Here is a 12,260-nt window from a genome sequence, read left to right as displayed (position 1 = left end):
CAAGCCTTGCGGTCACCCCGTAGGGTGTTGGTTACCAGGTGGTAGGAATCGCTGGGGGGCGAACGCAGGGAGACCACGATGGCTGGCGGCGCGACCCGCGAACCAGTTCGGGAATTGCACCGAGCGGCGGCAGGCGACATTCGGCGCGCACTCACCAACCAGCCAACGGACAGCCTGGCGGCCGACGCGTTTCCCACCGCGCTGCGGACCGCGATCCAGGCCAGTGGGCTCAGCCTGGACCGGATCCAGTACCGGTTACGGGCGCGCGGGGTGTCGGTCAGTGTCACCGCGCTGAGCTACTGGCAGTCCGGCAGACGACGGCCGGAACGCGCCGAGTCCCTGGCCGCCTTGGGCCATCTGGAGTCGGTCCTCGGGGTGGCGCCCGGCTCGTTGATCGCGTTGCTGGGGCCGCCTCGGCCGCGGGGGCGCGTGCAGCGCGAGTCGTCGAGGCTGCCGATCGAGGCGATGTGGCCGGAGCGCGAACCGGTGACCAAGCTGCTCAAGCGGATCGACTTCACCACCGAGACCGCGCTGACCAAACTCAGCCAGCACGACCGGATCGATGTCGGCGTCGACCGGGGCGACAAGCGGATCGGTGTGCGGCAGGTGCTGCGCGCCGAACGTGACGGTGTCGACCGGACGCTGATGGTCTACGACCTCGAGCGCATCGGCCGCCCGTTCCCCGAGATCACCGCGCACCAGTCGTGCCGCATCGGCCGCATCGCCCGCGACGAGGCCGCCGGCCTGATCGCGGCCGAGATCCTGCTCAACGCCCCACTCGCCCGAGGCGAGACGACGATCGTCGAGTACGCGCTCAACCACCCCGGGCCGCCGTACTCGCGGGGCGATGACACCTACTGCCGCAAGTTCACCACCCCGGTGCGCGAGTTCGTGCTGGAGTTGCGGTTCGACCCCCGCGCCCTGCCGGCCTACTGCGAGCAGTACACGGTGGATCCCGAGGAGCAGACCACCACGCGCCGCAAGGTGGAGGTCAACGCGGCGGGCGAGGCGCACGCCGTCGCCCTCGACTTCGGCCCGGGGACGTTCTGCATCCGCTGGGACTGGCCGCACGACCGCGCCTAGTTCCACTCGCTAGTTCCACTCCGCCATCTCGTCCTCGAACGAGGTGGGATCGATTCCTCGAGCGCGGACCCACTCCGGGTCGAGGTGGGTGCCGCGGTAGGCCTCCCCACCGTCGCCGTTGATCGTCACGACGCTGCCGGTCCTACTCTCCGTACGCATCAGTTCGGCCAGATACCGCGCACCCCACAGATTGGCCCCGGTCGCCGGCCCCGCGTCGATGCCGGCCCGGCCGCGCAGCCACCGCATGCCCGCCACCGAGGCGGCGTCGGCCACCGGGATCACCAGGTCGATGAGGTCCGGCTGGAACCCGGGCTCGACCCGCGGCCGACCGATTCCCGGAATGCGGGACGGCATGCCCGTGCCGTAGTCCGCCGCGCCGGTCACCCACGCCGGGAAGTACGCCGAGTTCTCCGGATCCACCACCGCGAGCCGGGTCGACAGCCCGAGCCGCCGCAGGTGCCGGCCGATGGCCGCCGAGGTGGCACCGGTGCCCACACCGACCACGATCCACTCCGGCGTCACCTCCTCGAGCACCTCGTCGGCGATCGTCGGCCCGCTCTCGGACATCGCGGCGTCCACGTCGGCGAAGTGGTCGAGGAAGTAGCCACCGAGCTGTTGTGCGAACGCGGCGGCCTCCTCCTGGATCGACACCGGCGGCAACTCGCCGAACCGCCAACGCCCGCCGTGCCGCTCGATCCGCGCCAGCACATCCGCACCGGTCCTGGCCGGAACGACCGCGGTGAACGGGAGTTCCAGCAGTTGGGCGAAGTACGCCCCGGCGACCGCGACCGACCCTCCGGTCGCCACGACGACGTGCGTGCCGGCGGTGATGTGCCCGTTGGCGATGGCATGGCAGAACATGGCCCGCAGGTGGCGGTACTTGAGACTCCCGGTTGGCAGGACGGATTCGTCCTTGAGCAGGATCTCAACTCCGCCACCCGAGGCCGGTGCCAACCGTCGCAACGGTGTGGCCCGAAGCTCCGCCCGCACCCGCCGGATCGCGTCCTCCGCCCACGGCTCAGTGTTGCCCGCTCCCATGGCGCGGACCCTATCCGGCAGCCCACCGGTCGATCCGTACGCGACACGACCCCTTTCCGGTACGACATGGCGCAGAGTCATGGCCAAGAAACAGTGGCCAGGAAACAGTGTTCAGAGCAGTTCCAGTTGCTCCTGCCGCACGGGTGTGGCCTGCTCCGGGATGGACACCAGGCTGCCCTTCGGCCAGGTCGGTTCCTCCTCTCGTGGTGATCGGCTCTCTTTCCCAGCCAGGCCGTGTTTGCGCAACAGCGGTCCGACCCGCCGCCCCAGCCAGCGGCGGTAGCGGATGTCCGCGTTGGCGCCCCGCGCGTAGATCTGGCGATAGCTCGGCACCAGTTCGGGATGTTCGCCGGCCAGCCACGTGGCGAACCATTCCCGCGCCCCGGTGCGCAGATGCAGCGGGAGCACCGTGACCCCGGTCGCGCCCGTCGCCGCGATCGCCGCCAGCAGCGAGTCCAACTGTTCGATCGAGTCGGTCAGCCCGGGTAACACCGGACCGACGAACACCCCACACGGCAGGCCCGCGTCGACGATCTTGCGAACCAGCTCCAGCCTTGCCTGCGGGCTCGCGGTGCCCGGTTCGAGGCTGCGTTGGAGTTCTCGGTCGACCAGCGCGATCGAGACACCCAAGCCGACCGGGACGTCGGCGCTCACTTCCCGCAGCAACGGGAGATCCCGGGACAACACCGTGCCCTTGGTCAGGATGTTGAACGGGGTGCCACTGTTGGCCAACGCGCGGATGATCCCCGGCATCAGCTTGTACCGGCCCTCCGCCCGTTGGTACGGGTCGGTGTTCGTCCCCATGGCAACGTGTTCGTGGGTCCAGCGCGGTGAGCGGAGCTGCGCGGTCAGCACCTCGACCGCGTTCACCTTCACCACGACCTGGGTGTCGAAATCCTTGCCAGAGTCCAGATCGAGGTAGGTATGGCTGTTTCGCGCGAAACAGTTGTGGCTCACCACGCCGTTCGCGATGAAGTCGCCGGTGCCGGTGGTGATGTCGAACAGCGGCAGCTCCAGATCGAGCGCCTCGACCGTCTCGATGCCTAATCGCTCGGCCGCCTTGATCGCCGTGCCGGTCAACTCGCCGTCGCCGGTGCGGACCGGATCGACGGTGTGCAGGAACCGGAGATGTTCGGCCAGGCCGCCGCTGAGCCGGATCCGCTGGACGCCGCTGCGATGGCCCGAGTCGTCCAGCACGAACCGGAAGTCCAGACGCAGCAACGCATCGCAGAGCGTGCTGACGTTGGCCCTGGCCGTGCGGGCCACTCGCAGACGCCCGTCGACGAACTCGCCGTCGACATCGAACGCGCCGGCCAGCAGGCCCTTGTGCCACTCCTCGCTTGGCACGAGCGGCCGTTCGACCGGCAGGCTGATCGACTCGGCGCCGGTCAGATACTCCTGCGCCCGCGCGAGGACCTGCGGGTCGGTGGGTTGGGCCAACCCGCCGGCGATGCCGGACAGGTAGCCGCACCGGTACTCGATCCGGCCCTTGGGCGCGGCGGCGAACCCACCGGTGCCGACCAGCTTGTCGCCCGTGCTGAGCACCGCTCGTCGCCGGCGTTCGGTGTTGGGCGCCACGTGCCGCCAGCCGCGGTCGGTGAGAAACCGGTGGTCGCCGCTGGCGATCAGTTGGGTGCCGTCGCGCAGGGTCAACCGGTAGGCGGGCTTGACCGTCGACCAGTGCGCGAGCACGGTCGTGGTCACATACCGGCGGCGACCGCCCTGACGCTCGGTGCCGTAGATCTCGTCGCCCACTCTGAGCTCGGCCAGCGCGCGGGTGCGCCCGTCGGCGAGCAGAATGGGCGTGTCACCGGCCAGGCAGTACCGGCACGCGTGACTGCATCCTCGGTATGGGTTGATCGTCCACTGAAACGGCATGGCCGACTTGCCAGGCACCTTGTTAAGCACCGATCTGGCCCGCACCTCGTGGAAGACCATGCCGGCGAACTCCGGCGTCTCCACGCTGCGCACCAGGCCGGGCAGGCCCGGCAGGGCCTGCTGTCCTTGTTGGTCTACCCGTTGGCTGTCCCATCGCACGATCACAGTCGAACACACGTTCGAGACGGTGTCAATCAAGGTCACCCGGTCGGGTCGGCGGCGCCGAGCGGACCGATTCCCGGCCGCCGAGCACACCCAGCCGCACCGGCCCCCGCGACCGGCCCACGGACGCCAATAACACTCCTACCTGCGGAAACACCCTCCATTCCACAATTGTCGGACCCACTGTCTAACGTGTTCGTCATGACATTGCGGCCGAGAACCGACACCCCAACCGACCAGCGCACGGTCGGCTGGGTCGAGGTGCGCGTTCCGGCCGCCGACGCCTGCCGATTACCGGTGTCCCGTCGGCTCGTCGCGTAGCCAGCCAGCCGGCGCCAGCACACCGACGACCCCCGAGGTGGTCGTCGACGGCGGTTCGGCCGACCACACCTGAACCGCCAGGACCCACCTCGGCCATGCGGGCGGCGGTGGTCGGCCCGCTCGCCCCGGCGTCGACCACCACCGCCCGCACCACCCGATCAGTCAGCCGGGTTCGCTCGCCTGATCACGTTGGCCTCGTACCAGCGTTCGCTGTTTGACAACCCAAGAAAGTCGACTCGCCCTAGTCGGCGGCGGCCGGCGGCAGTTCCGCGTCGTCGGCGACCGGCCAACCCAACGGGTCGTCGCCGAGGGCCACCAGTTGCTCGACCTGTTCGCGACACCACGGCGAAACGGCGAGCTCGCCGCCGGTCACCAGGCTGACGAACAGCGGCCACGACACCCAGCCGTACTCGTCCACCTCCGCCGGGGCGAGCCGCGGCCGGGCGTCGCTGACCGCGCGGAACACCGGGCACAGCTCGTTCTCGACCAGACCGTTGGCCATGACGGCGCGATAGCGGAACCTGGGCAGCAGCAGGTCGACCGTGAGCGCCGGCAGGCCCAACTCGTCGCGGAGCCTTCTGGTGATCGCGCCGGTGAACGGCTCACCCGGTGCGGGGTGGCCGCAGCAGGAATTGGTCACCACACCCGGCCAGGTCATCTTCGACCGTGCCCGCCGAGTCACCAGCAACTCGCCGGACCGGTTGAACAGATAACACGAGAACGCCAGGTGTAATGGGGTGTCCCGGTGGTGCACCGTGGCCTTGTCCTCGGTACCGATACCCCGCCCCTGCTCATCGAGCAGGACGACCTGTTCCATGCACATCTCCTCGTTCGGCGACCTGCTCAAGCATGCCTGGCCCGGCAACCGGGACGCCTCACAGGTCCAGGGACGTCCCATCGACCGGCACCTCGACCCCGGCGGCCACCACCTGTCGGTACTCGGGGGTGCCGCGGTCGAGTACCGGGTTGGTGTTGTTCAGGTGGGTGTACAGCCAGCGAGTTCCCGGCGACGCGAGCGACCGGATCCGGGCGAGGCTGCCGTCCGGACCGTCGATCGGGACGTGGCCCATCGCGTGCTGGGCCGCGGCACTCGTGCCGGTACCGGTCATCTCGCGGGCGGAGTGGAACGTCCCGTCCAGCAGGACGCAGTCCGCTCCGGCGACGAACTCGTCGAAGCCGACGGGCCAGGTCGCCAGACACGGCGCGTACACCAGGGATCCGCCGGTGGCCGGGTCCTCGATGCGGTACGCCACCACCCACGGGCCGGCCACCGTGGAGTCCCTGGCGTACTTGGGGCGCTTGTCGCTCACCGCGAACGACGACACGGTGAGACCGCCGATCGCCGCGCCCACCGGCTGCCACCGCCAGTCGCCGTAGCGGGCGACGGTGTCGCGGATCGGGAACCGGTCGGCGAGCGCGTGCAGCACCGCCGGCGGCGCCCACACCGGCAGGCCGCCGCTCTCGCGGAGCAGCATCAGGCCAAGGGTGTGGTCCAACTCGGCGTCGGTGAGCAGCGCGCCGCGCAGTGGGGTGTCCCGAGGACCAGGGCCGGGGGTGAGCGCCGGCTCGGCGAGGAGCTGCGCGCGGATGTCGGGCGAGGCGTTGACCAGGTACCAGTCCTGACCGTCCTGGCTGACGGCCAGGCAGTCCTGGGCGCGCGGCGGCACGTCGGGCGAGCCGGCGCGGCAGGCGGCACACCGGGGGCAGGCGCAGTTCCACTGTGGGAAACCGCCGCCGGCGGCGGTGCCGAGCAGTCGGACCTTCACCGCACCACCGTCGGCGCGCGCATGACGAACTCCGGAGTGCCGGCCGACCGGACGGTCTCGGCCTCGCTGGCGAGGATCCCGTCCACCAGCTGGCGGTTCGGCGACCGGGAGCACACCGGGTCGGTCGCCGAGGCGTCACCGGTCAGCATGAACGCCTGGCACCGGCAGCCGCCGAAGTCGAGCGCGCGACGGTCGCAGGTCCGGCACGGGTCGCGCATCCACCCCTCGCCACGGAAGGCGTTGAACGACTCCGACTCGTACCAGATCTCGGCCAGCGGCCTGCGGGTCACGTTCTCCACCGGCAACGTAGTGATCACCGACGCCGCCGGGCACGGGAGCACGTCGCCGTTGGGCGCGACGGTCAACTGGCGGGCGCCCCAGCCGTACATACACGGCTTGGGGAACTTCTCGTAGTAGTCGGCGACGACGTAGACGATCTGCATCCGGCCGCGGAGTCGTTCGGTGGCGGCGCGCACGATCGGTTCCGCGGCGGCGAGCTGCGCCGGCGTCGGCATCAACGCCGTGCGGTTACGCAGCGCCCAGCCGTAGTACTGGGTGTTGGCGAGTTCGAGGCGGTCGGCGCCGAGCTGTTCTGCCAGCTCGATGAGCGCGCCTACCTGGTCGTGGTTGGCCCGGTGCAGGACAACGTTCACGCTCAACGGCAACCCGACCTCGTGCACCACCGCGGCCGCGTCGATCTTGCGGGCATGGGCCCGGGCGCCGGCGATGAGGTCGGCGCGGGCCGCGTCGGCGCCCTGCACCGACAACTGCACGTGGGCCAGGCCGCGCTCGGCCAGGTCGGCCAGCCTGGGCTGGGTGAGGCCGAGGCCGCTGGTGACGAGGTTGACGTAGCAGCCGAGGTCCGAGGCGCGACCGACCAGTTCTGGCAGGTCCGGGCGCAACAGCGGTTCGCCACCGGACATGTGCACCTGCAGCACCCCGAGGTCCCTGGCCGCGTCGATCACCTCGAGCCACCGCTCGGTGGGCAGCTCGTCGCGCTTGGCGGCCAGCTCGACCGGGTTGGAACAGTACGGGCAGTGCAGCGGGCAGCGATGGGTCAGTTCGGCCAGCATTCCGAGCGGTGGTTCGACGGTCACGTCCACTCCACGACCCTCCTGTCCTCGAGCCGGGTGAGCACGTCGGTCACGTCCTGGGCACGGACGCCGCGAAACCGCGTGCCGAGTTTCGCGGCGATCTGGTCGACATCGCTGGTGCCGTCGCAGAGCGCGAGCACCGCGGCCGCGGTCGCGTTGGGCACCAGCACGCCCTCGGGGAACAGCAGCACGTGCGTGTCCCTGGTCTTGTCGAACGTGAGCCGGACCCCGCGGCGCAACCGCGGCTTTCCCGACATGACTACTCCTTCGCCGCCGCGCGCTCGATCGCGTCCAACATCGACCACAACACGTCACACTTGAACGACAGCGCCGCGATCGCCAGGTCCTGCTGCTCGCGCGTGACGCAGTGGCGGACCACGATGTCCAGGGTGGATTTGCCCTCCTCGGACACCGCGTCGATCCGGTTGGTGAAGTAGACGAGGTCCTCGCGGCGGATCCAGGAGTAGTTGGCGAGCATGTCGCCGACCCGGCGTTGCATCAGGTGGCCGGAGAACATCTCGGTGAGCCCGGAGGCGACCGCCTCGACCCACGGTCTGGTGCGCGCGAAGGTCACGTAGGCGTCGACGGCGAACCGGACGCCGGGCGCCACATGCCGCTCGTCGAGGACCTCGGCCCGGTCGAGACCGACCGCCTCACACAGGCGCAGCCACCGCTCACGGCCGCTGCCGCCATCGCCCTCAGCGGTGCCGTCGTGGTACACGATGCGATCGAGCCATCCCCGGCGCACCTCGGGCACCGGGCAGTTGCTGATGATCGCCGCGTCCTTCCTCGGCAGCACACACTGGTAGTACCACCGGTTCGCCGCCCACACCCGTAACTCGTGCTCGGTGAGCTCGCCGGCGTGCATGCGGACGTGGAACGGATGGGTTCCCCAGTAACGGTGCGAAAGGCCACGCAACGCGGCGACGAACTCCTCGGCGTTGCGCGCGGGACTCGACGTGGACACGCTGACACCTCCGATGTGTGTCCCCGCGGTCCGGGACCGGGCGCACCCGACCCGGACCGCTGGACTGGATGTTCTGGTCAGTCCATCCGCGCCGCGTAGGCGGTGACCTCCATCGGCGTCTCGTACTCGACGAAGTCGGGAGTGGTCCAGACCTCCAGCTCGGGGGTGTCCTGCATCTTCCCTCCAAAGGATCGATGACGTGACCTTGCGTTTTCAGGGTATCCGCAATGTGCGGAAATCCCAGGTGAAGAAGTCGTACCGCACTCACGACTGACTCGAATGCCCGCAAGATCACGGTCATTCACCGTCCATTGTTGACCCGGAGGGATCCGAGGTCCCGGCCGTCTGGCGGAACACCGGCCGCCGGTCGCCGAGGAGCGGCGTGACCACCGAAAAGCCTGGTCCGGTGTGGACGGTCACCGGTCGCCGCACCACCGCCGCCAGCCGGATCGATGATCCACCGTTCGCGGCGGCGCGCACCACCACCTCACGTGGTCGAACACCCCGACCTGAGACACTGCGCCGGTGTACGAGGGCGAGACGGAACGGATTCCGCGGGTCACTGACCCCGGCAAATCCGACCTGCGCGACAAACCCGGCTCGTCCGCTCATCACCATCACCACGGTCCCCCGCCGCCGGCGTCCCGGCGGGTGCGCACGCTGGTGGCGATGCTGCTCGTGCCGTTCGCGCTGGCCGCGGTGGTCGGCACGGTGCTGCTGTTCCCGTTCGGCGACGGGCCGGAGACCGACGGGGGCGCCGGGCGCCCGGTCGACGGGGTGGTCACCGCCACCGAGACCGGCCCGTGCAACAGCGAGGTTCAGGTCGGCGAGGAGCAGCCGGACGCGCCGCAGTGCCTGGTCGTCCGGGTCCGGATGACCGACGGCGAGGCGCCTGGCCAGGAGATCAGCGCGATCGTGCCGCAGGAGCCGAGCACGCCCCGCTTCGCGGTGGACGATGACGTCGTCCTGTCCTACGGGGGCAGCGACCCACGCGAGAGCAGCTCCTACCAGCTCGTCGACTTCCAGCGCGACCTGCCGTTGGCGCTGCTCGCCGGGTGGTTCGCGGTCGCGGTCCTGGTGATGGGCCGGTGGCAGGGGCTCCGGGCGTTGCTCGGGCTCGGGTTGAGCATGTTGGTGCTGGTGTTCTTCGTGCTGCCGGCGATCATCGCGGGGGAGAACCCGCTGCTGGTCGCGGTCTGTGGCGCCGGCGTGATCATGTTCGCGGTGCTGTACCTGACCCACGGGTTCTCGGCGCGAACATCGACGGCCGTGCTCGGCACGATGGTGGCCCTGACGATGATCGGGGTGCTCAGCACGCTGTGGGCCTCGCTCACGAAGCTGACCGGCCTCGACGACGAGACCGCGACGCTGGTCGGCTTGCTGGACGCGCCCATCGACACCCGTGGGCTGCTGCTCGCCGGAGTGGTGATCGGCGCGCTCGGCGTGCTCGACGACGTCACGGTGACGCAGACGAGCGCGGTGTGGGAACTACGGGCGGCGAACCCGTCGCTCACCAAACGCCAGCTGTACGCGTCGGCGTTGCGGATCGGCCGGGACCACGTCGCCTCGGCGGTGAACACCCTGGTGATGGCCTATGCCGGCGCGGCGCTGCCGCTGCTGCTGTACTCGTCGATCTCCGGGGTCGGCCTGGGCAGCATCCTGACGTCGCAGTCGATCGCCCAGGAGTTGGTGCGGACGCTCGTGGGCAGCATCGGTCTGGTGGCCGCGGTGCCGATCACCACGGCCCTGGCGACGGCGGTCGCCACACAGGAACAGGTGGCGGGGTCGGACCAGCCACGACGCGACCGCGCTACCAAGGGACAACCGGGGCGGGCTACCGCCCACCCGGACCGGATCGACGACCGGCCGGGCATGCCCGGCGCGGTACGCAACGGCCACGGACCCCGACCCGCGCCAGGCGACGCCTCGGCTGATGCCCCGACCGAACGGCGGCGGCGAGTCACGCCCGCCGGCCAGCCGGTTGGTCAGAGCGCCGTGGACCCGGGACGGACGGCGGGTCGACAGGCTCCGGCGGAGGCGGCCAACGGGGACCGGACGCGCGCGGGTCGCGGCCTGCCAGGCGGTGCCGGCCGCCCGGTGCACGCCGCGCGCGGCCAGGAGCCTGGCCTACCGAACGGCGCGGCCAGCCACGCGGTCCAAGCTGGGCGTGGCCAGGAAAACGGTCTACCAAGCCATGGCGGGAGTGCTGGACCCGCGGCCCAACCGGCCGACGGCCAGGTGGGCGGCTTACCGAGACGCGGCGGAAACCCCAACCCCGCCGTACACGCCGCGCACAGCCAAGGGGGCGCCCTGCCACGACGCGGAGCCGCCAACGCGGCACAAGCCGCTCGTGGCCAGGAAAGCGCCCTGCCACAGCGCGGCGGGGGCGCCAACAACCCCGCGCGCCCGGACGGGCGAGCCAATGGCGGGGGGCAACCTGGCGGCATCCCGGGCCCGCCGGCCAGGACCGACGGCCCAGCGCCGAACCCGCCAACGCGATCGGCATGGTTCGACGACGACCTGGAATAGCCGGGAGCCGGCATAACCGGCTGCCTCAGGGACGCGTGGCTAGTCCAGGCTGGCGACGAACCGGGTGATCGCCTCTGGCTTGAGTCGTTGGGCCAGCCGGCCACCCGGCGCGAGGGACGCCAGCCGGTACAGCGGACGGTCCGCGGCCGCGTCGCCCTTGGCCTCCGCGCGGAGTTGGGCGACCAGCAGCTGCGAGAAGATCAGCCCACTCGTGTTGTCACTGCCCGCCAGGATGTCGGCCAGCCGCCGCAGCACCAGGATGCCCAGCTCGCGCCCACCGGTCCCGGCGTACACCGCCAACGACAGGTTGACCGTCTTCTTCTTGGCGCCCACGAGCAGCCCGACGGTCCTGGTCCCCCGAATATCAGTGACCAGCAGCTCGATCCGCTCCGCGTGCCGCAGGTCGACCGACTTGCGGCCGACCGCCTTGGCCACGACCTGGTCGCCCTCCAGCCACAGATGCCGCCGACCGGACACCCAGAAGAACCCGGTCAGCACCACGATCACCACCGCCACGGTCACCAGCGCCGCGGTCTGGGACGACAGCAGGCCGACCAGCCCGCCGATCGCCGCGCCGAACAACACCGCCACCCCCAGCGCGGCACACCCCCGTCGGCGGGCGCTGGACACTTCGGTGAGGTTGAGGGGGATTCGCTCCGGCTCGGTCAAGTCAGAGTCCTCTACTCGGTCCGGCGCCGCGCGGGTCGCCCATACCTGACAGGAACGGGTTGCTCGCGCGCTCCCGACCGATTGTCGTGCTGGGACCGTGGCCGGGCAGCACCACCGTGTCGTCGGGGAGGGGCAGCATCTTCGTGCGCAGGGTCTCGGTCATGGTCGTCATGCTGCCGCCGGGCAGATCCGTGCGGCCGATCGAACCGGCGAACAGCGTGTCACCGGCGAACATCACCCGACCGCCCTCCGCCAACTCCGAGCGGAAGACCACCGAACCCCGGGTATGGCCAGGGGTGTGGTCCACCGTCAGCTTCAGCCCGGCCAGGTCCAGTTCGACACCGTCGGCCAGCGCCAGCACCTCGGCCGGCTCCCGCATCTCCAGCCGGCCACCGAAGAACGCCGCGCTCTCCTTGCCGAGCCCCTTGAGCGGATCGCTGAGCAGCTCGCGGTCCTCGGGATGGATCCACGCCGGGATGTCGTTGCCGTCGCAGACCGGCGTCACCGAGAAGACGTGGTCGAAATGCCCGTGGGTCAGCAGCGCGGCCACCGGCGTGAGGCGATGTTTCCGCAGCGCCTCAGCGATCGGCTCCTCCGCGTCCTGACCAGGATCCACGATCACACACGGCTCACCTTCGCCTGCCGCGACCAGGTAACAGTTGGCCTGGAACGCCCCGGTGGGAAATCCGACAACGAGCACGAAGGCAACTTACACGCGGCCCGACAAGACGGAACCCGCGAGCCCTGCGCGTA

At 70.4% G+C, this 12,260-nt stretch carries 12 protein-coding genes; 2 read left to right on the top strand and 10 right to left on the bottom strand.

Annotated features, from left to right (window positions below):
- The first annotated feature begins 78 nt into the window (after positions 1 to 78).
- Positions 79 to 1,083, top strand: a complete 1,005-nt coding sequence (locus ACYVIP_RS14250; protein WP_460396150.1) for a hypothetical protein — start codon at positions 79 to 81, stop codon at positions 1,081 to 1,083.
- Between the two features lie 9 nt (positions 1,084 to 1,092).
- Here ACYVIP_RS14250 and ACYVIP_RS14245 read toward each other — a convergent pair whose 3' ends face one another.
- From ACYVIP_RS14245 to pqqA, 8 genes are all read right to left on the bottom strand, one after another.
- On the bottom strand, positions 1,093 to 2,121 hold the full coding sequence (locus ACYVIP_RS14245) for a PLP-dependent cysteine synthase family protein (RefSeq protein ID WP_460396148.1): 1,029 nt from the start codon (positions 2,119 to 2,121) through the stop codon (positions 1,093 to 1,095).
- Positions 2,122 to 2,232: 111 nt separating this feature from the next.
- Positions 2,233 to 4,158 (bottom strand): intein-containing Rv2578c family radical SAM protein, encoded by a 1,926-nt coding sequence (locus tag ACYVIP_RS14240; protein WP_460396146.1) that lies wholly within the window; start codon positions 4,156 to 4,158, stop codon positions 2,233 to 2,235.
- A 565-nt stretch (positions 4,159 to 4,723) separates the two neighbouring features.
- Positions 4,724 to 5,299: an isopentenyl-diphosphate Delta-isomerase gene (gene idi / locus ACYVIP_RS14235; protein ID WP_460396144.1), complete on the bottom strand. Its 576-nt coding sequence runs from the start codon at positions 5,297 to 5,299 to the stop codon at positions 4,724 to 4,726.
- Positions 5,300 to 5,357: 58 nt separating this feature from the next.
- Positions 5,358 to 6,248, bottom strand: a complete 891-nt coding sequence (gene pqqB, locus ACYVIP_RS14230) for a pyrroloquinoline quinone biosynthesis protein PqqB (RefSeq protein ID WP_460396142.1) — start codon at positions 6,246 to 6,248, stop codon at positions 5,358 to 5,360.
- Positions 6,245 to 7,345, bottom strand: a complete 1,101-nt coding sequence (gene pqqE, locus ACYVIP_RS14225; protein ID WP_460396140.1) for a pyrroloquinoline quinone biosynthesis protein PqqE — start codon at positions 7,343 to 7,345, stop codon at positions 6,245 to 6,247. Before pqqE ends, pqqB begins: the two co-directional genes overlap by 4 nt.
- Entirely contained in the window at positions 7,342 to 7,599 is a 258-nt protein-coding gene (gene pqqD / locus ACYVIP_RS14220) for a pyrroloquinoline quinone biosynthesis peptide chaperone PqqD (protein WP_460396138.1), read from the bottom strand. Before pqqD ends, pqqE begins: the two co-directional genes overlap by 4 nt.
- Positions 7,600 to 7,601: 2 nt before the next feature.
- Positions 7,602 to 8,309: a pyrroloquinoline-quinone synthase PqqC gene (gene pqqC / locus ACYVIP_RS14215; protein WP_460396136.1), complete on the bottom strand. Its 708-nt coding sequence runs from the start codon at positions 8,307 to 8,309 to the stop codon at positions 7,602 to 7,604.
- Between the two features lie 77 nt (positions 8,310 to 8,386).
- Positions 8,387 to 8,485, bottom strand: coding sequence for a pyrroloquinoline quinone precursor peptide PqqA (pqqA, locus tag ACYVIP_RS14210; RefSeq protein ID WP_260190578.1), 99 nt, complete (start codon positions 8,483 to 8,485; stop codon positions 8,387 to 8,389).
- Positions 8,486 to 8,834: 349 nt separating this feature from the next.
- On the opposite strand from pqqA, the gene ACYVIP_RS14205 reads away from it, so the two are divergent.
- Positions 8,835 to 10,838 carry a YibE/F family protein gene (locus ACYVIP_RS14205; RefSeq protein ID WP_460396134.1) on the top strand — a complete coding sequence of 668 codons (2,004 nt, stop codon included), beginning with the start codon at positions 8,835 to 8,837 and terminating at the stop codon, positions 10,836 to 10,838.
- 39 nt (positions 10,839 to 10,877) lie between these two features.
- Here the strand turns inward: ACYVIP_RS14205 and ACYVIP_RS14200 are convergent, their stop codons facing one another.
- The gene (locus ACYVIP_RS14200) at positions 10,878 to 11,507 is read right to left on the bottom strand and encodes a hypothetical protein (protein WP_460396132.1); all 630 of its coding nucleotides are present in this window, start codon (positions 11,505 to 11,507) and stop codon (positions 10,878 to 10,880) included.
- Between the two features lies 1 nt (position 11,508).
- Positions 11,509 to 12,207 (bottom strand): MBL fold metallo-hydrolase, encoded by a 699-nt coding sequence (locus ACYVIP_RS14195; protein ID WP_460396130.1) that lies wholly within the window; start codon positions 12,205 to 12,207, stop codon positions 11,509 to 11,511.
- Positions 12,208 to 12,260: the final 53 nt, after the last annotated feature.

The organism is Actinophytocola sediminis, assembly GCF_054779715.1.
Note: the sequence above shows the minus strand (reverse complement) of the source record. Positions and strands in the feature narration are given on the sequence as shown.

What these genes read in the sequence shown, in the direction of transcription:
- ACYVIP_RS14250 (WP_460396150.1), top strand. Translation starts at nt 79, where the DNA reads ATGGCTGGCGGCGCGACCCGCGAACCAGTTCGGGAATTGCACCGAGCG.
- ACYVIP_RS14245 (WP_460396148.1), bottom strand. Translation starts at nt 2,121, where the DNA reads ATGGGAGCGGGCAACACTGAGCCGTGGGCGGAGGACGCGATCCGGCGG.
- idi (WP_460396144.1), bottom strand. Translation starts at nt 5,299, where the DNA reads ATGGAACAGGTCGTCCTGCTCGATGAGCAGGGGCGGGGTATCGGTACC.
- pqqD (WP_460396138.1), bottom strand. Translation starts at nt 7,599, where the DNA reads ATGTCGGGAAAGCCGCGGTTGCGCCGCGGGGTCCGGCTCACGTTCGAC.
- pqqA (WP_260190578.1), bottom strand. Translation starts at nt 8,485, where the DNA reads ATGCAGGACACCCCCGAGCTGGAGGTCTGGACCACTCCCGACTTCGTC.